Source organism: Aureliella helgolandensis (assembly GCF_007752135.1).
GTDB lineage: Bacteria > Planctomycetota > Planctomycetia > Pirellulales > Pirellulaceae > Aureliella > Aureliella helgolandensis.
Window position 1 is genome coordinate 523,297 of the sequence record NZ_CP036298.1, and the last position, 24,078, is coordinate 547,374.

Sequence of the window (24,078 nt, forward strand, 5' to 3'; positions counted from 1 at the left end):
ATAGTGCTGGTAGGGCGGACAGAACGTGTTCAATTTATCAAGCTATGGCTGCGGAAGATTTCTGCGGACTGTCGTTTCTTTTCTGTATGGACGCCCATGACGAATCATCATCACTTCGGCGAGTATCAAACCGAGAATTTCTTTGATGAGATGCTGGACGCCAACGGTGTACCGCGGCAGGGTGCTGAGCCACTGTTGAAGTGCATCAACGAGCTTCCGCCCGGGGAATTGGTGACGCGGCAGCAGTCGATCGAACGCGCTCTGATGCGGATGGGAATCACGTTTACGGTTTATGGCGACGAGGCTGGAACCGAAAAGATTTTTCCATTCGATGTTATTCCGCGCATCGTGCAGGCCTTCGAATGGCGGCATATTGAAGCTGGGCTGAAGCAACGCATTGAAGCCCTCAATCGCTTCATTGACGACATCTACCACGACCAAGCAATTGTCAAAGACGGGATTCTCCCACGGCACACGCTGGAGAAAGCCAAGTCGTTTCGGAAGCAATGCATCGGGCTCAAGCCTCCCAAGGGGGTCTGGTGCCATATTACTGGTACCGATTTGGTGCGGCACAGCGATGGCGCGATCTACGTGCTCGAAGACAATTTGCGCTGTCCGTCCGGCGTATCGTATGTGCTGCAAAATCGGCTGGTTATGAAACGCAGTTTCCCGCAGATGTTCGCCGATTCGAACGTGCGGCCGGTGATCAATTATCCTGCGCAGTTGTTTAAGACGTTGTCGAGTATTAGTCCGGACGGAAATCCGGAACCGACGGTGGTTGTGCTAACCCCGGGAATCTTTAACTCGGCTTACTACGAGCACTCGTTCCTAGCGCAGCAGATGGGTGTTGAGCTGGTGCAGGGGGAGGACTTGGTAGTTGAGAATGACATCGTCTATATGCTCACGACCGACGGGCTTGAGAAAGTAGACGTTATCTACCGACGCATCGACGATGATTTCCTGGACCCCAAGCACTTCCGCAAAGATTCGATGCTTGGTGTGCCTGGTTTGTTGGACGCCTATCGTCAAGGCAATGTGGCCTTGGCTAATGCGCCAGGAACGGGAGTTGCCGACGACAAAGTCATCTACGCCTATGTGCCGGAGATGATCCATTACTACATGGGAGAAGAGCCGGTACTGCCCAATGTGCCGACCTATATTTGTGAGCGGGATGACGATCGCAAGTATGTGCTGGAACATTTGGATGAATTGGTTGTTAAGGCGGCCAATGAAGCGGGGGGGTATGGAATGTTAATCGGCACGCAGTCGACTTTGGAGCAACGGCAAGAGTTTGCCAAACGCATCGAAGACGATCCCCGCAATTATATTGCCCAGCCCACCTTGGCGTTGTCGCGGGTTCCCACGAACGTTGGCGATCATTTTGAAGGGCGACATGTCGACCTTCGGCCGTATGTGCTGTATGGCGGGGATTCGGTGTGGGTCCTGCCGGGCGGCTTAACCCGCGTGGCCCTTAAGAAGGGATCGCTCGTCGTGAACTCTTCGCAAGGTGGTGGAAGTAAGGATACTTGGGTAATCGCAGATCAAGAGCTCGATGCGACTGATTTGAAAGTTACGCTCTAGTGCATTCCGTTGAAAAATAGCACATTTGCTGAATTTCAGCTTCGTTCGCAATATTAATCTACGTAGGTACAGCTTAGGAACTCAGAATGCTAAGTCGAGTTGCAAATTCCATCTATTGGATGACGAGGTATATCGAGCGAGCGGAAAACCTGGCGCGTTTTATCGACGTTTCGTCCAATGTGATTCTCGACCAGCCCGAAGCGGCTGCCAAACAGTGGGAGCCACTGGTCAGGACCACTTCGGATGAAAAGTACTTCCGCGAGCACTATGGCGAGTTTACGGCGAGCAATGTACGTAATTTCTTGACGTTTGACCGTGAGTATTCGAATTCAATTCTTAGTTCCTTGAGTCAAGCTCGTGAGAATGCGCGGACCGTTCGCGAAGCGATCTCATCGGAAGCTTGGGAGGTTCTCAACGAAAATTACCTGGCGGTCAAGCATGCGGCCCTGCAAGGCGCTGCAGCGGCAAATTCCGATTTCTACACTGAGGTTAAACGGCAGAGTCACTTGTTTAACGGCGTCTTTGACAGCACCATGTCCCGCGACAAGGGATGGTACTTTGCGAACATCGGTCGCTTCCTTGAGCGGGCAGACAAGACGAGCCGCATATTGGACGTTAAATATTTCACACTCCTCCCCTCCTTTGATGATGTCGATACCACGCTCGATGATCTACTTTGGTCGGCCGTACTGCGCTCGGTCAGCGGGTTTGAAATGTACCGCAAACGCTATCACTCGTTGACCATTAATCGTGTGGTCGAATTCCTCGTGTTGGATACGAAATTTCCTCGCTCAATTCACTACTGTGTGCGAACTGCGATCGGTTCTTTAAATCGCGTAGGAGGGCCTGAAGACAATATTGCCCTCAAGCAGGCGGCGGCCATCGAGGCAAAGTTGTGCAATGTTACCGCTAAGGAAGTTATCAACGGCGGCTTGCATGAATTCATCGATGGGATTCAGAAGGAATTGAATCGTCTGGGGGAAGCCATTCATGAAACCTATTTCGCGCGACGCGATGAACTGCACGCAACACCGGTCAAGCTCCTGTCGGCAACGCAGTCGCAATCTCAGAGTCTGACCAACTAGCTTGCAGCTTGGGGCACGAATGGCTTGTCGGTTGAGTGGCCGATCTGTTGAGTTGCTTGAGGGGGGCAGATGGGCTGGCGAAGTGCGAGCATTTTGGCCTTGTCCAGGACGTCGTCTAGGATAAAGGCGATCCGCAACCCGTGTGTGGCAGCGTAGAGGGTGAAGTGGTCTGAGGCTGCGATGGCAGCAGCGCCGATGAACTTCACCGAAGTTTGGGATGATGAATGCAAGGCGGGGGAATTTCGCCCGTCTCTTTTCCTTTTTTGAAGACAACGCCAGTTAGGCTCCAACATGACGATTCGTGTCGCGCTCAATCATCGTACTACCTATCACTACGATCGCCCCACAACGATTCATCCGCAATTGATTCGCCTCCGCCCTGCCCCGCATACGCGGACTCCGGTGCAGAGTTATTCCTTGCGTGTCACGCCTGGCGAGCACTTTACGAACTGGCAGCAAGATCCACACGGCAATTTTCAAGCCCGTTGTGTTTTCCCAGAGCCGGCGCACGGTTTGGAGATTGAAGTAGATTTGATCGTGGACATGACGGTCATCAATCCCTTTGATTTCTTTATCGAAGACGCCGCCAAAGAGTTCCCCTTTGTCTATGAAGAATGGTTGGGACGCGAGCTCAAGCCGTTCCTGGAGGTGTTGCCAGAAACCCCCAATTTTGAAAAGTACCTAGCGCAGGTGCAGCGGGAAATCAAAGCTCGTGGCCCGCAAAATACGGCCGACTTTCTAGTGGGATTGAATCAAAAAGTTCAATCCGATATCAGCTATACCATTCGGATGGAGCCAGGGGTTCAGACTCCCGAGCAGACGTTGACGCTCCTCAGTGGCTCCTGCCGCGATTCGAGCTGGTTGCTGGTGCAAGTATTGCGCAGACTGGGCTTAGCCTCGCGGTTTGTCTCCGGATATTTAATTCAACTTGCCCCTGATTTGAAACCCCTGGACGGTCCCGAAGGCCCGACAGCCGATTTCACGGATTTGCATGCCTGGGTCGAAGTTTACTTGCCGGGAGCCGGTTGGGTGGGACTGGACCCCACGAGCGGCTTGCTGGCTGGCGAAGGACATATTCCTCTTGCCTGCACTCCTGACCCGATGACCGCCGCACCAATTTCAGGATCGATTGGCGAATGCGAGGTTGAGTTCGATCATGCGATGTCCGTGACGCGCATCCATGAGGATCCGAGGGTAACGAAGCCTTACACGCCTCAGCAGTGGTCGGTGATCGATGCGCTAGGTCAGCGCGTGGATGAGCAATTGGCGGCGCAGGATGTACGGCTGACGATGGGAGGGGAACCCACCTTCGTTTCCATTGACAACATGGATGGACCCGAGTGGAATTCCGAGGCGGTAGGGCTTGAGAAGCGGCAGCTCTCGGAGACTTTGATCAAACGATTGCGAGAGCGTTTTGGCCAAGGTGGATTGCTGAGTTACGGTCAGGGCAAATGGTATCCTGGAGAATCGCTTCCACGATGGGCATTAGCCTGCTTTTGGCGCAAGGATGGAGTGGCGATTTGGGAGGATCCCGATCTGATTGCAGACACTTCGGTCGATCAGGGGTTAACCCACGAGGATGCGGGAGTTTTTGCACACGCCTTGGCTGTCACACTGGGTGTCTCGCGTAAGTACATTCGCCCTGCCTTTGAGGACATTGCTCACTTTTTGGTGAAAGAGCAGCGTTTGCCGGTCAATGTCGATCCGAGCAATCCTCAGTTGGGCAGTCCGGAAGATCGCGCCCGCTTGGTACGCGTTTTCGAGCAGGGGCTGGGGACGCCAGTTGGATTTGTGCTACCGCTGCGGAGGCAGTGGTGGCAAGCGCAACCACGTTGGACGAGCGGCCCTTGGCCGGTGCGAGGGGAGAGTCTTTTTTTGTTGCCTGGCGATTCACCCGTAGGTCTTCGCCTACCACTCGATTCGCTCCCCTACTCCGCTACTGGTCCTGCAGAGCCGCTGATTCCCATCGATCCGACCGCACCGGTTCATGAGCTTCCGCAGCCACTGTATTCACGTCAGCAAAATGCGCAGCAGCGATCCGACGAATCGTCTGCCAACAACGCTGGTCTACAGATTGAGAGATTGGCCAATGAAGAGAAGACCGAGCGCGGCATCACGGCGAAGCCGCTCAAGGATCCGCGAGAGTTCAAATTGGGCAACTCGAAATTGAGTGAGGCTGCGGCTAAACTCAAGCTTGAAGAAATCGACGCCGAGTCGGAATCTGTGGCTGCTGATCAAGTGGTTCCCACGGCCCTGTGTGTCGAGGCGCGCAGCGGTAACTTGCATATCTTTATGCCGCCTACGGAGCGGATCGAAGACTACCTAGACTTGGTGGCCGCCGTGGAAGCGACGGCGCGGCAATTGAAGGCGCCGGTCGTAGTGGAAGGCTATCCCCCACCTCACGATTCGCGTATCGAAGTCTTGAAAGTCACACCCGATCCAGGAGTCATCGAGGTGAACACCCACCCAGCCTCCAATTGGAACGAGCTGGTGGCCATCACCCGTGAACTGCACGCTGAAGCTCGACTGACGCGTTTGGGGACGGAGAAATTTGACCTGGATGGTCAGCATACGGGAACGGGAGGAGGAAATCACATTGTGTTGGGGGCAGCCCATCCCACGGACAGCCCTTTCTTGCGGCGTCCCGATTTGCTCAAGAGTTTTATTTCGTATTGGGTAAATCACCCGTCGCTGTCGTACCTGTTTAGCGGGAAATTTATCGGGCCAACGAGTCAGGCCCCGCGGGTTGATGAGGGACGTCGCGATTCGATGTACGAGCTCGAATTGGCTTGCAGTTTGGTGCCACCTCGTGGGCAGGATTGCCCGCCCTGGTTGGTGGATCGCTTGTTCCGCAATCTGTTGACCGATTTGACGGGCAACACGCATCGAGCTGAATTTTGCATCGACAAACTCTACTCACCAGATAGCAGTACGGGGCGGCTCGGCCTGCTCGAGTTCCGTGGTTTTGAAATGCCCCCTCACTATGAGATGAGCCTAACGCAGCAGTTGTTGATTCGCTCGATGGTCTCTGCGTTTTGGGATACACCCTACGAGGAACCGCTGATTGAGTGGGGAACGACGTTGCATGATCGTTTCATGCTTCCCCATTTTGTGTGGGATGATTTCGGCTATGTCATTCAAGATCTGAATCGGCGAGGATTCCCAATTCAGAAGGAATGGTTTGCGCCACATTTTGAATTCCGATTTCCGGTCATTGGTGAATTTGCGGTGGATCAGATGCAGGTGGAATTGCGCGACGCAATTGAGCCTTGGTATGTTTTGGGTGAGGAACCGACCGGGGGAGGGACGGCCCGCTATGTCGATTCCTCGGTGGAGCGTTTGCAGGTCAAAGTGCGTGGGCTGACACACCGCCGGCATGTGTTGAGCTGCAACGGACGGCGTTTACCGCTGCATCCCACCGGCAATGCAGGTGAGTATGCGTGCGGGGTTCGCTACCGAGCTTGGCAGCCGCCAAGTTGCCTACATCCGACCATCCCCGTCCATACCCCGCTCACGATCGATATCATCGATACTGAGGCTCGGCACTCGTTGGGAGGGTGTCGATACCACGTAGCCCATCCAGCCGGACGCAACTACGAGACATTTCCCGTAAATGCGAACGAAGCGGAGGCGCGGCGAGGTGCGCGGTTCTTTAAAATGGGACACACGCCGGGAACCATTGAGGTGCCGGCAAAGGAGACCAATTCTTCTTTCCCACTGACCCTCGACCTGCGGCGGATGCCGAAGCCCGAATGAATAGACTGAGTAAGGCGGATGCTCAGGTAAAAGTGGTTCCGCTTCCACAAGATGGAAGTGGGGGAGATCTACTTTTACTTGAAAAGCAGCTATCGAATTATCGTGGATTGAATGGCACCTACGATGAGGCGGTTACCAAAGATGGAACGCTGCGCGATGGTTGGCCGAAATTATTCGAAAATCTGGGGACGCTCTCCGTTCGGGAGCTAGAGCGGCGGATTGCGCAGGCACAGCGGCAGATTGACGCCGAAGGTGTCGTCTTCAATCCGCATGATGATGCGAGCGAGATCTCGCGACCTTGGAAACTGGATCCAGTGCCACTGGTCATCCCGGAAGCCGAGTGGAATGGAGTCGCGGAGGGGTTGGCACAGCGCGCCCAGTTGATCGACTTGATCATCCTGGACTTTCTCGGGCCTCAAACTCTGCTGCGTGAGAAAGTTGTTCCCCCGGAGTTGCTATTTGCCAACCCGCAGTACTTTCCTGCGTATCATGGTTTGGTGAATCGGCCCATTCAGCACGTCCAATTGTATGCGGCCGATCTGGCCCGAGATCCTTCGGGGCAATGGTGGGTGACTGCGGATCGAGCTCGGTCCCCATCCGGGCTGGGATATGTTCTCGAGAACCGTCTGATCGCTTCTCGCATGTTGCCCGTGGCGTTTTCCAATGGCAATGTCCATCGCCTGGCTTCCTTTTTCATGACCTTTCAGCGTGCGCTGCGCGACTTGGCCAAGCGTTATCGCGACAATCCCAGGATTGCCATTTGGTCGCGTGGCACGAAGAGTAAGTCGTATTTCGAAGATGCGTTTCTAGCTCGCTATCTGGGGTACACGCTGGTTGAGAGCGACGATTTAGCGGTTCGCAACAACCGAGTCATGCTCAAAACGCTGGGCGCTTTGTTGCCCGTGGAAGTTCTGCTGCGGCGGTTAGACGATCATCGATGCGATCCTTCGGAGTTGACCAGCGGTAGTGACGGAATATCGGGGTTGCTGGAGGTGATCCGCAGCGGCAACGTGGCGGTCGCGAACTCACTCGGTAGCAGCTACGCTGAAGCTCCCATGTTGGCTGCGTTCTTACCCGCCATCTGTCGGCATCTGATAGGACAGGACTTAAAAATTCCGTCGGTGGCTACGTGGTGGTGTGGACAGCCCCACGGCTTGAAGTATGTCCAGGAAAACTTGGAGCGAGTCGTCATTCGCTCCGCCTTTCGAGATCGAGATGAAGCACCGTTAGTTCCAGCCATGATGACGGCAGAGCAGCGCGAGGAGCTGTCGGCGAAGATTGCAGCAACGCCCCAGCTGTTTGTTGGGCAAGAACGCATCACCCGGTCCACGACTCCGGTGTGGGATGCTGGGCAACTGAAGCCCTGGTCCGTGGCGCTGCGGGCGTTTATGGTTGCCAAGGACGATGGGTATTATCCTCTGCCTGGGGCTTTGGCACGCGTGTCTCCCGATGCCGATGCGCTCCTGCAGGACATGACCAGCGGAGAGAAGAGCCAAGATGTCTGGATCGTCGCTCGTGAGAGCGTACCAATCGTTTCGCTGTTGAGCGTCGATGGTCAGCAAGCCGAACTCAAACGCGGTGGCTCGGAGCTGCCTAGCCGCGTGGCGGACAATCTATTTTGGTTTGGACGGAATCTCGAAAGAGCTGAGAAAATTGCCAGGATTCTGCGTATCACGCTGCAGCAAGCAACTGGAGAGGATGCGACCAGCAGTGGCCTGTCCCGATTGCCTGAGGTGTGTTCGCTCGTTAAACAGTTGGACGGAGACGGGGCTGTCGAGGGAATCTCGGTCAAGGATTTAATACAACGGATTGTGCGAGGCGCAATGGATCTCAAGAACCCTGCATCGCTACGCAATGTGGTGAATCTGGCGCATGGTTCGGCCTCCAAGGTGCGTGATCGAATTGCCATCGATAGCTATCGCATCGTTACGGAATTGAAAGAGCAATTCGAAACGCAAATCGCTGCTGACGAGGACGGCCCCTACGAATTGTTGTGGTTGTTGGACAACGCCGTGCAAGCCTTGAGTGCGATTAGCGGATTGGCCAGTGAGAGCATGACCCGTACGTTGGGGTGGAGGTTTTTTGACCTAGGACGGCGAATCGAACGTGGTGCGCAAACGGTCAAGATCCTAACCACGCTATTACCGCTGCAGCCGCAGGGATTGACTCCGGCCCTGGAAGCGAGTCTTAAGATCTGCGACAGCTACATGACCTATCGTGGTCGTTACCTGGCGCATGTTGATCTGGCAGCTGTGCTTGATCTATTAGTCGTGGATGATAGCAATCCTCGTTCGCTGGCGTATCAGCTGCGGGCGATCAGCGAGCACATCGATGCCTTGCCACGGTCGGAGACTCAGGCTGGAATATCGGTCGAGCAGCGATTGGCGCTATCGACCTACAATTCCGTCCGTTTGTGCAACGTTTACGAGGTTTCCGTGCCAGACAATCGGGGAGAGCTATCGGCCTTGCACAAGGTATTGTCTTTGACGGCAACCCGGCTCCCCAAGCTGGCTGACGAGGTTTCCAACAAGTTCTTGATTCATGCAGGCTTACAGCGACACTACAGTCGTGGTTTGGGAGCGGATGGAAATGGATAAGCAAACCGCGGCAGAGACAGCCACCTATCGCGTAAATCACATCACGACTTACAACTACGATACGCCGGTTAGGGTCTCGCACAATCTAGTAATGTTAGTCCCACGCGTGGAGTTTGGAGTCGACGTTTCACCTAGCTATAAGTTGACGGTGAAGCCGGTGCCGCTGAGCATTACCCGACGTGAGGACTACTTTGGCAATCAGCTGCATGCATTCTCGTTGGAGGAAAATCATCGGCAGTTGGTGGTGACTGCCAGTGGGCAAGTCAAAGTCACACCTGCTCGAATTTCGGTGAGCGATCCATCTCCTAGCTGGGAGAGCGTCGTTCAAGGGGTGCGTGAGCAAACCGATCCTCGCTGGATGGATGTCTGTCAGTTTCAATTTCCATCAACCCGAATCTTCCTAGAGGAGGCGTATGCCGAATACGCGCGGCAGTGTTTCGTACCGCAGCGTCCCATTCTGGAAGCCGGGTTGGAGCTAACGCAACGCATCTACCAAGACTTCGAATACGATTCCAAAGCCACGCACGTGTACACGCCCACACTGGAGGCTTTCGGTATTCGGCGAGGGGTATGTCAAGACTTTGCGCATGTCCAAATCGCTTGTTTGCGTTCCCTAGGCTTGAGCGCGCGGTATGTCAGCGGCTATCTGAGAACTCATCCGGTACCAGGAAAAGAGCGACTTGTGGGAGCCGATCAATCTCATGCTTGGGTTTCACTGTATTGTGGTACCGAGCATGGTTGGGTCGATTTGGATCCGACGAACAATCGCATCTGTGATTGCGACCATGTCCCCGTGGCGCGTGGTCGCGACTACGATGATGTCGTGCCTGTGCGTGGAGTTTTCCTAGGGGGAGGAAGGCATCGGATTGACGTTTCGGTAGATGTCTGTCCCGTCGAATAACCGTCTGCTATTGAGTGGACGCCGGCATCGGAGCGACTGGTATCTGAGTGAGGGTATCCGCAAGCTGATGACTTGGAGGGGCCCGCTGGCGAACCAGTGCTGCTCGACTACTTCGTGCGCGTAAAAAAACTGGCTTGGATTCCCAAGCCAGCTTGTTATGGAAACGCGTCGCTTCGCTGGCAAACCTCAAACCACGGACACGGGTGTTCCGCAATCCGTGGTTGAGTTTCGCAGGTGTCGTGCCGAGCCTATTCTTCGACGTCGCTCTGAGCGCCCGTTTCCAGTGCATAGATCCGGTTGCGGTTGGCGATGAAGAGAGAGCTATTGGCAGCCACCGGAGTGGTGTAAACAGCGCTGTTCATGTTGTTTTCTTCCAAGATCTCTTGCTCGGTCGACATTTTGAAGATCGTGATGTCGCCATCTTCATCGCTAATGTAGACGCGATCTTCGATGATCAGTGGAGATGCCCAGGAGGCGGCAAACATGTCGTAGGTCCAGTGAGCCTGGCCGGTCTTGGCGTCCAAGCAGTGAAAGACCCCGCTGAAGTCAGCAACGAACAGGATATCGTCTTTGATAGCCACGGTTCCGCAAGTGCGGTGCATGGTTTCTTCAAATTCCTCAGGGTCGTTACCAACGTAGTGCCAAACTGCTGCCGAGTTTGGGTTGTCCCGTTCGAAATCCCCGTCTTTGGCGACCATGGCTTGCAGCCGTTTGTGGTCCACCGGTTTATCGGGATCCGCGGTGTTGTAGACAATGGTTGGGCTCACATCGCCTCGCTTGGTAGGATCAATGCACCACAGGTGTCCATCACCCTCACCGTGCTCCGGATCTTCACCAACTCCCACATAGACCAGACCGTCGTAAACGACGGGCGTGGCAATGATATGGTTTCGAGTTGCGGAGCCACCGAGAACGTAGAGGGAGGGTTTGGGATTGCAATCGAATTTCCACAACAGCTTCGATTTGCCATTATCGCCGGCTGCATCAAAGCTATAGAGCCAGCCATCTCCACCGCCAAAAAGAACTTGTCCAACGCCACCGAGTTCGGCGTAGGCGGGGGACGACCACTGGCCATGCAAGACGTTGCTTCCTGGGGAGTTATCCGACCACAAGATTTTTCCCGTATTGCGATCGAGGCACAGGAAGCTAGGCGCCGTTTCTGCGGGAATGTTAATATGTCCTTCATCGACACCGTTGGAGGTGTTAACGAAGAGCATGTCACCGGAACAGGTTACCGAGCAGCTGCACATGTTGTGCTGCGAGACGCCCAGCTCTTTCATCATGTTCACGTTCCAGATCACATCGGCCTCGTCCTTGTTCTCGTTGGGCTCGGTTTTAACACCGTCGTTTTCACCATCGTGAAAACCTTGCGTGTCGAGGCAGACAATCTCGCCACGGCTGCTGACATACCACAATCGTTCGCCGTCGATCAATGGTGCCGCGCAAATGCCCTGTTCCGGCCAATCATGAACACGTCCGGTAGGAAGTTTTTCATTGGAATGTTGCCACAGGAATGTGCCATCCTTCTCATCGAAGCATAGCAAAACACCTAGATCAACGTTCGACGGATAGCGGCTTACGTAGCTGGCACCGTTGTTGGTTCCAACGTACACGTGACCATTGGCAATAACAGGGTTGCCGTAAGTTTCGCTGCCCAGCGGAGCGGTCCAACGCACGTTTTCGCCAGTCGTTACGTCCCAAGTCGTCGGGACGTTGGGTTGATCGGTGACGTTGTTGCGCAGGTGTGACCCGGCCCATTGGGGCCAGTCGGTTGCGTTGACCTTCAATTCTGACTTCGCCTTTTTCACTTCGGCTACAGAATCGTAGTCTGCTGCGTTGGTCGGTTGCAACGCCGCGGCGCTGCAGCTCAACGCAATCAGAGGTACTAGTAGTTTTTGCATGTTCTTGGTGCCTTATTATTTGTTGTCGTAGACTTTGACATTGTCGATGTAGAAGGAAGTAATTTGAGCGTTGCCGAACAAGCCAGGGCTACCGGTCGTGTTGGGAACGTCATCTGTGGCTTCGATGCTCCAGTCGGCTGGCTCTTCGGTACCACGCTTCCAAACTTTACCTCGCAAGGTCGTTTTCCCATCGTGATTTTCACTTTGGAATTTCATCGTATACCAAGTGTTTTCATCCCATTCGAAAGGGATGGTTTTGGCGAAACGATTTTCCAAACGCGATGTCCAAGAGCGAATCTGCAGTTCATTCTTACCCATCAGGTCGAGGGTGTAGCGTTGGTTGATGACACCCATGTCGGCACGTTCACCGGTCGATTCTTGAATCGTGGAGTTGAGATCGGCTTGGACGGTGTAATCGCTGAGCGTGGTCCATCCCATCCAACTCTGGCTGCGCGTGCCTAGGGGAATCGTGTTAACTTTAACGAGTACCGATTCACCGTCCACATCTTTGGGTTGCTGGCGGTATGCGGCCCCAATCCAAGTCACGGGGACTTGCTTGTCATTGAAGTCGAACGACCAGGGGAGAGGTGGAATGATGCGGGCCCGTGCGGTGCTGCTGACATCGCCGACCTTGGCGGTCACGAAGATGGGCGTGTGCTCCTGCGTTTCGGGAGCCACATAGGTTCCATCCGCAGAGATCTCTCCACCACCTTCGACTGAGAATTCCGCGTCGACGACTTTCAGGAATTGTCCCAGTTTGTTGTAGGCTCGCACTTGATAGGGCGTTGTTTGCCCTGGTGCCAGGATGGCCTCGACGGGGGCAACTTGGATATGTGCGATTTCCTGATCTTCACTCTTGGGAGTTTCCCCTGGCAATTCAGGCATCGCATCGGCTTCGGGGACGACGTCTTTTTTGCCTATGCAGTAGATGTGTTCGCTGGTCGTGACGTAGATCTTACCATTGCTGATAATGGGACCGGCCAGCAATTCTTCTTTGTTGAGTCGGATGCGTTCGAGTTCTTCGACGCCCTCTTCGGTGCGTTCAAAAACCCAGTACATTCCGGTGGCTTCGGTGCAGTAGATACGATTGTCTGCAAAGAGCAGAGTGGCGGGGCGCCGCCCAACCTTCTTTTCTTGGATGATTTCACCCGTCTTGGCATCGACGACCATCAGCTTGCCAAACAGGTCGACGACGTAGAGCCGACCATCGATGACCAGTGGCTGGCCCTTCTCGATTTCGCTGCCCGGGATCTTCCACAGCAAATCCTCCTCGCTGATTTCTCCTTCGGTTCGCCCGTCGAACGCGAAGATTCCGCCGCGAATTCGCGTGTCGGTTGTACTCTGCTCATGGAAACCGCCGTAGACGATATTGTCGACCACAATTGGAGAAGTGAAGATGCCGCGATTGGACGGTTTGTACGACCAGATGAGCTTTCCGGTTCGTGGCTGCATGGCGTGAACCTTACCATCACCGGCGCCAAACACGAGAGCGGCTTGTCCGTCAAAGGTGGTCAGGAAAGGGGTGCTGTAGGTCGTGTCTTTGGGCTTAGGTGTCGTGCTGCTAAACCACACGGCAGCTCCGGTGCGCTTGTCGAAGCCGACATAGCGGTGGGCTGGGACTGCGTTTTCGCCCCATTGGGTCATTACACCACTGACAATTACAAGGTCTTCAAAGACGATGGGGAAATTGGTGCGTCCACCGTAGGTGCTGAGCATGCCATACTCTTCACTCATCGAGTGGTGCCACAGGACTTCGCCCGTCTCGCCATCGACGCATTCGAAGGCGCAACCCAGTCCGAGCCAGAAAATGTTGCCTGATTCAGGATCTGCAACGGGACTTGCCCAGCCAACGCGTTCCGCAGGGGCATCGGATAGGAAGACATTGTGGGCACGCTCCCACAACAAATCTCCGGTCTCTCCGTCGATGCAGATTAAGCGTTCACCCTCTTCGGTGGTTTCTGGTTTGTAGCGGGTCACCACGTACAGCTTGCCATTCATGGCTACCGGTGTGCAACGCGTTCCGTAATCCGCGTTTTTCCAAAGGACATTCTCTCCCTTGGGGGACCAGCTGATGGGAAGGTTTTTTTCGCGCGATACGCCAGAGCCCTCTGGGCCACGCCATTGGAACCAGTCGGCCGGTTCAGCAGCGGAAGTACCAGGGGCCAGAGGAGCAAGTAGCGCGAACGCAATTAAGGCTAGGGTTGTCCTCCGCAGGACGGGATACCCCGGCACGTTGCCGGCGAAGTTTCGAGATTTCATGCCTAAAGGCCTCTAGGAGCTAAATAGAGTTGAGTATCGAACATAAAGTGGATTGTATGCCCCGGTGGGGCTGAGCGAGCAACCCCAAGCCCGAAGGACTCGCGCCGCTTCCACAAGCGGGAGGGTGATCACACCCTGGTTTTAGGCGGTCCTGATTAATCCGGGCTGGGTCTTACGACTTGATGGGAATGGTGTTGTACTTGGGCCACCACTAAAGGGTAGCTTGGGAACGCTTGGTTTGGGCACCAGTGTGGACTAGTAGTCTCGCTCACCGCTTAGTATCCACCGAAGTCAGGACTGAATCCAGTGGCGGAGGCGGTGCAATTCCGTTCGGGGCGTCACTTCGGCAGGAATTGGCTGGATTGGCGAGGCTGAATGCTAGGCCGCGTTGCGGCAACCGTGCAAAAATCGGCCGCAGAGCCGCGTGGGGAATATTGGTTGGCAGGACTAGGTGGGGCGATTGCGTAGGGGGAGAACCCTCATTGTACCAAACACCACATGCATTTTCGAGTTTCGGCAGAATCTAGGATTCGTGGCTAGCACGATGGCTTGGGCTTCTCCACGCGTCGAAATCGCAGATGGTGCTTAGCGTTTATTGGTTGGCTCCCTGCCCACGCCAATCCACCATATGGATTTCAACTTTGCGAAATCCACGGAATTCATTGATTACGGGACGAAATGCGAGATCGATGGGCGCTTGAACTTGCTCCAGTTCTGCGAGCCACTCGTCGGCGGTTCCAAACGAGACCGCCCGCATTTTTTTGTCGTATTGAACGAGCTGGACACTCAGGTGGCGGCCCGTGGTTCCCAGCGGTTTGGGTGGTTCGACCAAGGCTACCCCCAGTGCGCAGAAAACCGGTCGGGGATTGCCCATGCCAAAGGGCCCCATCTGCTCAATTTGGCTGACGGTGGCAAGGTCGAGATGGCTAAAAGTCGCTTCGGCGTCAAAAGACAGTTCTGGCCGTGCTCCGGCGGCTTCCCCCTGTTCCGATACCGCTTCCAAAAAGGCGGACCGGAACGCCGCTACATTGGCTTCTTCAATCTTCAATCCCGCCGCCGCTGCATGCCCACCACCGGAGATCAATAGCTCCTGGCACTGTTGCAACGCTTCGTGCAGGTTGACACCATTGGGGCTTCGCGCCGAACCCATGGCAGGTTTAACCCCCAAGTTGTCCAAGGCGATGATGACCACCGGTTTGTTGTACTTTTCGGCCAGCCTACCAGCCACAATCCCAATGATTCCCGGATGCCAGTTGGGAGCGGCCAATACAAAGGCCGGATCGTCTTCGGGAGAGTGGATCTCCTTGAGTTGCTTGGATGCGGCGAGCTGGATGCTGCGTTGCAACTTATTGCGATTCTCGTTCAGCTCTTCAATGTAGTTGGCCAGCGCTTCGGCTCGCGCCTCATCTTCGGTGATCAGTAACTCGACTCCCAATTGAGCTTGCCCCAGACGGCCGGCCGCATTCAGTCGCGGCGCGAGTGTGAAGCCGATGTCCTCGGAGCCGAGCTCTGATTTCTGATCAATCTTGGTGACTTGCATCAGCTTCCGCAAACCGACCGATGGGGAATTGTGGATCGTTTTAAGCCCATTGCGAACGATGATCCTGTTTTCATCGAGCAGCGGGACGACATCGGCCACCGTACCAATCGCTGCCAAGCCGACCGCCTGGAGGAGGAAGTCGCGCAGGTGCTCCGAGACTCGCGGAGAACCAGTATGGCTTTGACACAAGGCCCATGCCAACTTGAAGGCTACCCCAGCACCACACAGTCCGGTGAATGGATAGTTCGTGCCGGGCAGGGCCGGGTGGACGATGGCGTCTGCAATAGGCAATTCATCGCCGTAACGATGGTGGTCGGTAATCACCAGGGACAGTCCGAGCTCCTTGGCCCGACGTGCTGGCTCCAGACTGGCAATTCCACAATCGACCGTGATTACCAATTGCTTGCCACGGGCTGCTAGCTTTTCAATGGAATCTACATGCAGGCCGTAACCCTCTTCCATCCGATTGGGAAGATGGTAGGAAACTTTAGCTCCCAGCAGTTTTAGGCAGCGGTAGAGTATGGCCGTAGAGGTCATGCCGTCTGCGTCGTAGTCACCGTATACCACGATCTCTTCAGCTTCATGGACTGCCCGCATGATGCGTTCTACTGCTGCTGGCAAGCCCGGCAACTCCTCGGGGGGCCGCAGGTCGGTGAGTTTGGAGTGAAGAAAGGCGCGGATCTCCGCATTCGAGGTGATTCCCCGCTTCAGCAGCAATTGGGCAACGATGGGCGAGACACCGCAGCGCTCCGCCAAAAGGTTGACGGTATCCACATCGTGCGGTGGAAACTTCCAAATTTTTTCCGAGGGCCGCGCGACGGCAGTCGCTGAGCTCGGGGGGCCGCTCAGCTTCGATTCTGGTTCGACAGTCATCGGGGATCTCCTTAAGTCTTACGTCAATGCGTTCCACGAGCATCCATGATACCCCTTGGCGGCAGATTGCTGTAGGTCGTCGGATGGGATCCTGAGCTAGCCATCGGCGAGGCGGCCAGTGCGAACGGCCAGTTCAAAGGCATTTTCAATAGACAGGGGGGAACCCTGCTGGCTTGTGCGCGTCGTGGCGTTGGGACGCCACTTTTCGAACCCGAGCTACCGCTGGGGGCGAACTGAAATTGCCTCCACTACTTTTGTTAAGCAAAATGTCTGTTGGGCGCACAGACCACCTTGCCTGGGAACTCGGTGGGTAGTGCATCTAAGAACTGTCTACCGCTTGCTCGGCGTGACCTCTCCTTGAGCAAGGGGGAGCGAACCGGCAAACAAGCCCCGCATCACTTGGGTCATGTGCGGTAGGTTCAGTTTTTCCCATTCATCGCTCGGTTGGTGGTAGTCGTCATGCAGTGACCCGGCCGAAAAGCTATGGGCGATAACTCCTTGTTGCACAAAGGAAAAATTGTCACTTGCGCGATACAGACGCGCGCTGTAGCTCGGGTGCTGGAAGGTTTCGACAGCCAGTCGCCGTGAACCAGCATTCATCAACTCGCCTAAGTCCGACGCCTCCCAGCCAGTCATCCACATTTTGTTTTCTGCTTCCGCTTCAGGGCGTCCAATCATTTCAATATTGATGTTGGCTATGATTTTATCCAAGGGCCAAGGAGGTGCTTGAGCAAATTGCTTCGAGCCGAGCAGACCGAGTTCTTCGCCCCAGAAGAGCGTGAAGATCACCGAACGCCGCGGAGCCGTTTCGAGGCTACCGTAGGCGTCGGCTAAGCCCAGGACGGCGGTTACTCCGGTAGCGTCATCGTCGGCTCCGTTGTAGACGCGATCCTCACCCGACGCGGTTAATCCCAAGTGGTCGATATGCGCGGTAAACAACACCGCTTCGTCCGCCAAAACGGAGTCGCTGCCGCGGATGATCCCAGCCACGTTGCGCACCGTGGTCGATTCGACGATGTTCGCTGGAATGCTTAGCTCTAAAAGGTGATTGTCCGTTAGGCTCCCTACTTCCACTACCACGATGGGCAGTGCGTAGCGATCTCGTGAGCGATCGACGCGCACCGTCTGTTGCCGCGTGGTGGCCAAGTTCCAAAAGGTGCTGTTGGAGGAGGCTTCGAGCAAGATTGCTGTTGCACCTTGTTGTTGAAGTCGGTTGGCTTCACGGCGAAGCCAAGGCGTGGGGGGAGGCCAAGTTTGATCCTCTTCGCCGACAGGCAGCAAGACTGGACCCGCATATCGCTGCTGGGCTGCAGTTTTAGTATTAGCGCGAGGGACTTCCCCTTGGAATTCCAAGGAAGCATCGCGCCCATCGATCAAGCTGCTGCGGAAACCGGCTCCATCCTGGCCGCGCACTGTCAGTCCATGGCTCGAGGTGTGCACCACTTCTAGAGAGGACTCCAGATAGAAACTGCCAGCGGGCCCCAGACCTGTCGCACCTGCTGCACGCAATCGACTGGCTGCATAGGCGGTCGCAATTTTAAGCCCCCGAGAGGGAGTCCCCCTACCCTCAAGTTCATCCGCAGCTAGGAAGGAAATGGTGCCTGCCACCGCGTTTACCGAGATTCGTTCGAGGGCTGCGTATTCGTTGGGAGATAGGTCGACAAGTTGCGGCGGCGCTTCCGCCCACCCACGTGTGGGGAAGAATAAGGAGACACCCAGTAGGTAGACTGGCAGGAGAGAGAGTTTCATCGTCATCGGTGTGAGCTTTTCGAACGAAAGTTTGTCGAATAGAAAAACGTCGAGAGAACATTATCAGGAAGGATCGCACGCTGCGCTTGCGGCAGCACCATCAATAAACGGCTTGTTGATTGAGAAGGGGAGGAATCATGCGGCGAAGGGAACTCCCCAGTTCATTTTCATTCGAATAGTGCGACGGGTAGCTCGCCTCGTGGAACCGCAATTCGCTTCGCGAAACGCTAGGTTTCAGCGCGCATTCGCTAGCCCCCTTCGGGCTCATTATGGGCAGGAAGCGATTGGTACGCAAAGACACCCTGGGAAACATCCGAGGAGCAGCGAAGTGGAATCTGCGAGTCTTGTGGTTCAAGGATGTTGCCCAAGAAATGCCAGAGCAGCACACGGTGGCCGACGTAGGCGTGGTGCCCATCCGCTATCATTGTTCCGGTCCGCACACCGATCGGTCTGTGGAAATCCAGCGTCCCACTGATTTCGATGGTCCTATTTGTCTGCCTTTTTTCTAAATTGAGGATTTCTCCGAATCCCAGGAGAGCACGATATGAAATTTCCTACCCGCCTGCTGTGCTTGATTTGCTTTTTGCTATTCCAGGAATATGCAGCCGCGCAGTCGAGGATTCTCGAAGCGGATGTTTGTGTTTATGGCGGAACAAGCGGTGGAGTTGTCGCGGCGGTGCAAGCGGCACGGATGGGCAAATCGGTCGTTATCGCCGAACCAGGACGACACCTTGGCGGCATGACTTCAGGTGGGCTGAGTGCTGTCGACATCGGTGATCCAAGGTCGGTGGGGGGCATTGCGCGCGAGTATTTTACGAGATTGGCCGCGACGGTTGGGGTCGAATTGGCGTGGGACACTGAATTCAAGGGGAAAGGGGGTGGGCCAGCCACTGGCGGAGCTTACGCAATTGAACCCCACAAAGCCGAGAGATTGTTCAACCAAATGGCGGACGAGGCCGGCATTCAAGTGCGGTACGAGGCGCGTCTGGCTTCGGTGAACAAGGAGGGCGCGCGCATCACTGAACTCCTCATGGAGGATGGTACGGCAGTGCATGCGAAAATGTTTATCGACGCAACCTATGAAGGCGATTTGATGGCGCAGGCGGAGGTTTCCTACACTCTCCAACGCGAAGGAAATGCGAAGTATGGCGAGAAGCTCAACGGTATTCACTATGCGGAGAAGTACAAGCCGCGCACCAAACATCTCAAGCCTGGGCCCCATGGACGCGTACCGGGAGGGCAAGGCGTGTGGGACCGAGATTTCCCGCTTGATCCCTACGTTGTCCCCAAGGATCCAAGCAGTGGCTTGCTGCCATTGGTTCAATTGGGTGCACCAGGGAGTGAGGGGGAGCCAGCTCCAGGCGTGCAGGCCTATTGCTATCGTCTGTGCCTGACCACGAATCCGGACAATCAAATTCCCATCGCGCCGCCAAGCAGCTATGAACCGCAGCGGTACGAGCTTGTGGCAAGGTTTATCGAGGCCTGTTTGGCGATCGATGATGACATGGACCTGCGCTGGTTTTCAAAATACGATCCCTTGCCGAACGACAAGTGGGACTTCAACACCGCCACCTTTGGCGGCAATCTGCCAGGCGGCAGTCACGCCTGGCCCGAAGCCTCCTATTCCGAAAGGGAGGCAATTGCAAAAGTGCACGAAGATTATCACCGGGGCTTGCTCCATTTTCTTCGAACGGATCCAAGAGTGCCAGAGAAGGTTCGCAATGAGGTTAAGCGGTTTGGACTGCCTCGGGATGAGTTCATCGACAACGGTGGTTGGCCGCACCAGATTTACGTCCGAGAGGGAAGGCGGATGGTGAGCGACTTCGTGATGACGGAACACCATACCTTTGGTCGAAAGGCGGCACCGAAACCGATTTCTCTGGGCAGTTACGGGACCGACGTGCATGAGATTCGACGGGTCGTCAAAGAGGGGGTGGTTACTCGAGAGGGGAAGATCGCCAGTGGACGTGGCAATGCGCCACCTTATGCAATTGGCTACGACGCACTGGTGCCGAAGGCCAATGAGTGCACCAACCTGCTGGTGACGTTTGCCTTGAGCGCTTCCCATACTGCCTTCGCGAGTATTCGCATGGAGCCCGTCTTCATGTGCTCCAGCCAGAGCGCTGCCACCGCGGCATGTCTGGCCATCGAGCGTGAGACCCAGGTGCAGCAGGTGGACTACCCATCACTACAGTCGCGGCTCTTGATGGATGGGCAAGTACTGGAGTGGCCGGTGCAAGCTCAGGGTCCGCAGGCTGCAACAGGGGTGTCGACGATCGATCTCTCTCGGGATACGAAACGGCATGTGATCGTCGCACAGGGGACAGAGGAGGAGTATCAGGGGCATCCGACCACGTTGCTGTTGCCCAATGGCGAAACGATGCTAGCGACGTGGACAATCGGGCATGGCGGCGTTTGCGGGCCACTAAAACGCAGTGATGATGGAGGGAAAACTTGGAGTGAGCTCTTGCCTGTCCCGGACAGTTGGCGGCAGGTGAGGAATTGCCCAGCCCTCTACCGCTTGACCGATCCGCAGGGACGCACGCGTCTGTTTGTCTTTGCTGGGCAAGGGCCAGATGGCAGCATGTATCAGTCGGTCTCGGATGACAACGGGCTGTCGTGGTCTTCAATGACCAGTAATGGTTTGGAGTGCGTGATGCCGTTCTGTACCATTGTCCCGGTTGAAGACGGTGCGAAGCTGATTGGCCTTACCAATGCGCGGCGACCTGGAGAGACGCAGGATCCCAAGTCCAATGTGATCGTCCAGAGCGAATCTAGCGACGGCGGTGTGTCGTGGAGTCCATGGCGCATCCTGGTCGATCTGGGGGATCTCAAACCTTGCGAACCCGAAGTCATCCGCTCACCCAATGGCCAGCAATTGCTCTGCCTAATGCGCGAGAATGTGCGGACTGAGGCGGGGCACTTTATGACGAGTGACGATGAGGGGCGGACTTGGTCGACTGTCCGAGATCTTCCCTCGGGGTTGCAGGGAGATCGCCACAAAGCTCGCTACGCACCCGATGGACGGTTGGTGGTCGTGTTCCGTGATATGGGACGCAACAGCCCCACGAAAAACCATTTTGTAGCCTGGGTGGGACAGTATCAGGATATCTTCGGCGGGCGAGCGGGCGCATACAAAGTCAAACTCTTGCACAGTTATAAAGGGAGCGACTGCGGATACCCTGGACTCGAATTGCTCCCCAGCGGCGAATTCGTGGCCACGACCTACGTCAAGTATCGTGCTGGCTCGGAGAAAAACTCCGTGATCAGTACTCGTTTTTCGCTTGCAGAGATTGACGCGATTGCTGGCGGCGCGGGAAGTCGGGCGGAATGACGCGAGGAGTGAGGGAGATGTCATTGCCCCCTTTCGGTCGCGTGGTGGGGGGCTTAGCATGATCGCTGAGTAGCCGATTCCTTTCTCAATGCATCCGTATTCCATGAACGAAGAGCCGCAAATCAACGAAACGCTCGTGTTGGAAACCATCGAAGCGTCATTTGCGTTACTTGAGCTAAGCCTGGAAAAACTAGCCGCTATTGCCCCGGTCACTCGACCTGAGCAAATCCTTGAGCTGCTCCCATCAGCGGCGTTGCACTCCGCCAAGCTGGTTGTGGTCGAGCTGATCAAATTCGATTTGTCGGCTGCTGCGGAAGCAGGTGAATTGCGACGACTGGAGTTTTACTGGCCGGTAATGGGGCGTGCTCTACCTCAAGAACAAATACCCTTCGACTTGGTTCTTGAAGAGGTTCAATTGTTGCGTGGGGCTGGTGAGAATCCGCGTTGGGAGGACTATCGCCAGCGTTTTCCCGACTTGGCTGCCACGATCGGAAAATGGTTGGCGGGAGATCAGCCCGAAGCTTTTCAAGGCGCTACCAGCGCCGTTCCTGAGTTGCAAATCAATACCCTGGTCGATGACTTTTTCGTGCTCAAGCAGTTGGGGCAAGGTGCGTTCGCACGGGTCTACCTGGCGCGACAGGAGTCGATGCAGCGACTCGTTGCGCTGAAGGCCACCAAGCGGGGAAGCGAAGAGCCACAAGCTCTTTCGCAATTGGACCATCCAAACATTGTCCGGGTTTACGACCAACGCGAGATTGCCGAGCCGAAAACGATTCTTCTCTACATGCAATACTTGGCGGGAGGCACCCTGGCCGACTGCATCAAACGCTTGCGCACCACAGACTCCAAGGAAAGAAGTGGGCAGTTGGTTTTGGAGTCAATCGATCAGAATTTGTTGAGTGCTAGTCAGTCGGTACCAGAGCAGTCTCCGATTCGAACGCAGGTTAGTCAGCTGCCTTGGCCGGAGCTGGTCGCTTGGATTGGAATCCAATTGGCAGATGGCTTGGGATATGCCACCCGGAAAGGGATCATCCACCGGGATATCAAACCCGCCAATATCTTGCTCTCGGCAGAGGCCATTCCTAAGCTCGTCGATTTTAACGTTAGTTGCAGTGGTCTCTCTGGACGGGCTGGGGCAGCTGCCTATTTCGGTGGCTCGCTGGCCTACATGTCACCAGAGCAATTGCAAGTTGCCGATCCGACGGTGCGCAAGCCCGCGACGGAGCTGGATGGACGCAGTGACCTGTACGCCCTGGGGATTGTCCTGTGGGAACTTTGGCAAGGCAAGCGACCTTGGGCTAGCCAGCAAGTGGCTGGGAGTTGGACCGAGGCGGTATCGATTCAGCGCAGCGTCCGCAATGAGACCTTTGCAACGGTCACCCCGGCTCTGTCTGCGACGGAACGAGTGCTGGAAAAAGTGCTGCGGCGGCTGTTGGCGATTGAGCCGGAAGATCGTCCTGGCTCGGGCAGCGAAGTTGCCGGCCGTCTGCGGCTTGCCTTCTATCCCGATTTGGCCCAGCGATTCGAACCGGATCCCAGCAGCGTTGCGGGGCGGTTGTTCAACGCGTCTGTGCTGCTTATTGGAGGGGTTCTGATTTTTGGTCCCAACACGGCCGCTTCGGTATTCAACTATTTTTACAACCAATCTCGAATGCAAGAGTTGCAGCCCCTGATCCCCAAAATAGCAGAGGACTTCGAATTTGTGGCAGGGCTGGTCAACGGTATTGTCTTTCCACTGGGCGGCATCCTCTTTTGGATGGTGATGCGGCCTATCGTGCGGATCGTCCACCAAGCACGTAAGGGCTTGCCCGCATCGCCCAAGGATATTACCACGCTACTCAATATTGGTAACTTAGCCACCATTGTATGCGGGATCCTGTGGACGGTATCAGGCGTCGTCTTCGCGACGACGTTTGCCTCCATGCATTCAGAATTTGGTGGTGCGGATGCCTTCCACTTCTTCATTTCGTTGGTGTTGTGTGGAGGCGTTGCTTGGGTCTATCCCTACTTTGGCATGACACTCTTGGCACTGTTGATTTACTATCCCCAGGCCATCGCTCCGACGATGAACGATCCCGAGTTTGACCAGCGGTGCCAGCGGATTCGCAATCACAGTCGCTGGTATTTGTTGTCGGCTGCAGCGATTCCGTTGACTGCCGTTGCATTGCTCGTACTCCGTGCCGAGATACCCCGGCAGACGCTAGTCGCAGGTTGTTGTATCACGGGGGTTGGCTTGCTGGCTTCGTTCTTCGCCTTCCAGAAACTGGAGCAGACGATGCAACAATTGTCCAAGGTCTTGGGGGACCATAAACGCAGTGTGTGGTGAACGGAGGAGGAGGAGGAGGAGGAGCTGCCTCCTCCCCCGCTCTTTTTCGCATACTCTCAGGTTAGGTCGTTTGCTGCTTACCGCCGCTTCTGTGCCTGCCAATGCAGAGGGAACGATTCGAACCTGAGGTTTACCGCGTTCGGCCGGATGTGGCCGAACGCGCGGTTACCTGGTGT

At 55.5% G+C, this 24,078-nt stretch carries 13 protein-coding genes; 8 read left to right on the forward strand and 5 right to left on the reverse strand.

Annotated elements, in window-relative coordinates; translation table 11 throughout:
* Positions 1-96: 96 nt before the first annotated feature.
* Complete coding sequence (locus tag Q31a_RS01890) at positions 97-1,581, forward strand: circularly permuted type 2 ATP-grasp protein (protein ID WP_145073161.1); 1,485 nt, start codon at positions 97-99, stop codon at positions 1,579-1,581.
* Positions 1,582-1,667: 86 nt separating this feature from the next.
* Positions 1,668-2,666: an alpha-E domain-containing protein gene (locus Q31a_RS01895; RefSeq protein WP_145073163.1), complete on the forward strand. Its 999-nt coding sequence runs from the start codon at positions 1,668-1,670 to the stop codon at positions 2,664-2,666.
* Here the strand turns inward: Q31a_RS01895 and Q31a_RS01900 are convergent.
* Complete coding sequence (locus Q31a_RS01900) at positions 2,663-2,896, reverse strand: hypothetical protein (RefSeq protein WP_145073166.1); 234 nt, start codon at positions 2,894-2,896, stop codon at positions 2,663-2,665. The two genes, Q31a_RS01895 and Q31a_RS01900, sit on opposite strands and share 4 nt — an antisense overlap.
* 61 nt (positions 2,897-2,957) lie before the next feature.
* Here Q31a_RS01900 and Q31a_RS01905 point away from each other — a divergent pair, with 61 nt between their 5' ends.
* The 3 genes from Q31a_RS01905 to Q31a_RS01915 are packed head-to-tail and all read left to right on the forward strand — an operon-like array spanning position 2,958 to position 9,920.
* Positions 2,958-6,422: a transglutaminase family protein gene (locus Q31a_RS01905; RefSeq protein WP_145073170.1), complete on the forward strand. Its 3,465-nt coding sequence runs from the start codon at positions 2,958-2,960 to the stop codon at positions 6,420-6,422.
* Positions 6,419-9,019, forward strand: coding sequence for a circularly permuted type 2 ATP-grasp protein (locus tag Q31a_RS01910; RefSeq protein WP_145073173.1), 2,601 nt, complete (start codon positions 6,419-6,421; stop codon positions 9,017-9,019). Before Q31a_RS01905 ends, Q31a_RS01910 begins: the two co-directional genes overlap by 4 nt.
* On the forward strand, positions 9,012-9,920 hold the full coding sequence (locus tag Q31a_RS01915) for a transglutaminase family protein (RefSeq protein ID WP_145073176.1): 909 nt from the start codon (positions 9,012-9,014) through the stop codon (positions 9,918-9,920). Before Q31a_RS01910 ends, Q31a_RS01915 begins: the two co-directional genes overlap by 8 nt.
* A 248-nt stretch (positions 9,921-10,168) precedes the next feature.
* Here the strand turns inward: Q31a_RS01915 and Q31a_RS01920 are convergent, their stop codons facing one another.
* From Q31a_RS01920 to Q31a_RS01935, 4 genes are all read right to left on the reverse strand, one after another.
* A complete protein-coding gene (locus Q31a_RS01920) occupies positions 10,169-11,821 on the reverse strand; it encodes an outer membrane protein assembly factor BamB family protein (RefSeq protein WP_145073179.1) in 1,653 nt (550 codons plus the stop codon).
* A gap of 15 nt (positions 11,822-11,836) precedes the next feature.
* Complete coding sequence (locus Q31a_RS01925) at positions 11,837-14,080, reverse strand: outer membrane protein assembly factor BamB family protein (RefSeq protein ID WP_145073182.1); 2,244 nt, start codon at positions 14,078-14,080, stop codon at positions 11,837-11,839.
* A 592-nt stretch (positions 14,081-14,672) separates the two neighbouring features.
* Positions 14,673-16,493, reverse strand: coding sequence for a single-stranded-DNA-specific exonuclease RecJ (gene recJ / locus Q31a_RS01930; RefSeq protein WP_145073185.1), 1,821 nt, complete (start codon positions 16,491-16,493; stop codon positions 14,673-14,675).
* A gap of 330 nt (positions 16,494-16,823) precedes the next feature.
* Positions 16,824-18,248 carry a M28 family peptidase gene (locus Q31a_RS01935; RefSeq protein WP_145073189.1) on the reverse strand — a complete coding sequence of 475 codons (1,425 nt, stop codon included), beginning with the start codon at positions 18,246-18,248 and terminating at the stop codon, positions 16,824-16,826.
* Positions 18,249-18,526: 278 nt separating this feature from the next.
* Here Q31a_RS01935 and Q31a_RS01940 point away from each other — a divergent pair, with 278 nt between their 5' ends.
* From Q31a_RS01940 to Q31a_RS01950, 3 genes are all read left to right on the forward strand, one after another.
* Positions 18,527-18,751 carry a hypothetical protein gene (locus Q31a_RS01940; protein WP_145073193.1) on the forward strand — a complete coding sequence of 75 codons (225 nt, stop codon included), beginning with the start codon at positions 18,527-18,529 and terminating at the stop codon, positions 18,749-18,751.
* A 35-nt stretch (positions 18,752-18,786) separates the two neighbouring features.
* Positions 18,787-21,576 (forward strand): FAD-dependent oxidoreductase, encoded by a 2,790-nt coding sequence (locus tag Q31a_RS01945; protein ID WP_145073196.1) that lies wholly within the window; start codon positions 18,787-18,789, stop codon positions 21,574-21,576.
* A 103-nt stretch (positions 21,577-21,679) separates the two neighbouring features.
* A complete protein-coding gene (locus Q31a_RS01950) occupies positions 21,680-23,902 on the forward strand; it encodes a serine/threonine-protein kinase (RefSeq protein WP_197356032.1) in 2,223 nt (740 codons plus the stop codon).
* Positions 23,903-24,078: the final 176 nt, after the last annotated feature.

What these genes read in the sequence shown, in the direction of transcription:
- Q31a_RS01895 (WP_145073163.1), top strand. Translation starts at nt 1,668, where the DNA reads ATGCTAAGTCGAGTTGCAAATTCCATCTATTGGATGACGAGGTATATC.
- Q31a_RS01905 (WP_145073170.1), top strand. Translation starts at nt 2,958, where the DNA reads ATGACGATTCGTGTCGCGCTCAATCATCGTACTACCTATCACTACGAT.
- recJ (WP_145073185.1), bottom strand. Translation starts at nt 16,493, where the DNA reads ATGACTGTCGAACCAGAATCGAAGCTGAGCGGCCCCCCGAGCTCAGCG.
- Q31a_RS01950 (WP_197356032.1), top strand. Translation starts at nt 21,680, where the DNA reads ATGAACGAAGAGCCGCAAATCAACGAAACGCTCGTGTTGGAAACCATC.
- Q31a_RS01935 (WP_145073189.1), bottom strand. Translation starts at nt 18,248, where the DNA reads ATGACGATGAAACTCTCTCTCCTGCCAGTCTACCTACTGGGTGTCTCC.
- Q31a_RS01920 (WP_145073179.1), bottom strand. Translation starts at nt 11,821, where the DNA reads ATGCAAAAACTACTAGTACCTCTGATTGCGTTGAGCTGCAGCGCCGCG.
- Q31a_RS01910 (WP_145073173.1), top strand. Translation starts at nt 6,419, where the DNA reads ATGAATAGACTGAGTAAGGCGGATGCTCAGGTAAAAGTGGTTCCGCTT.
- Q31a_RS01945 (WP_145073196.1), top strand. Translation starts at nt 18,787, where the DNA reads ATGAAATTTCCTACCCGCCTGCTGTGCTTGATTTGCTTTTTGCTATTC.
- Q31a_RS01890 (WP_145073161.1), top strand. Translation starts at nt 97, where the DNA reads ATGACGAATCATCATCACTTCGGCGAGTATCAAACCGAGAATTTCTTT.
- Q31a_RS01915 (WP_145073176.1), top strand. Translation starts at nt 9,012, where the DNA reads ATGGATAAGCAAACCGCGGCAGAGACAGCCACCTATCGCGTAAATCAC.
- Q31a_RS01925 (WP_145073182.1), bottom strand. Translation starts at nt 14,080, where the DNA reads ATGAAATCTCGAAACTTCGCCGGCAACGTGCCGGGGTATCCCGTCCTG.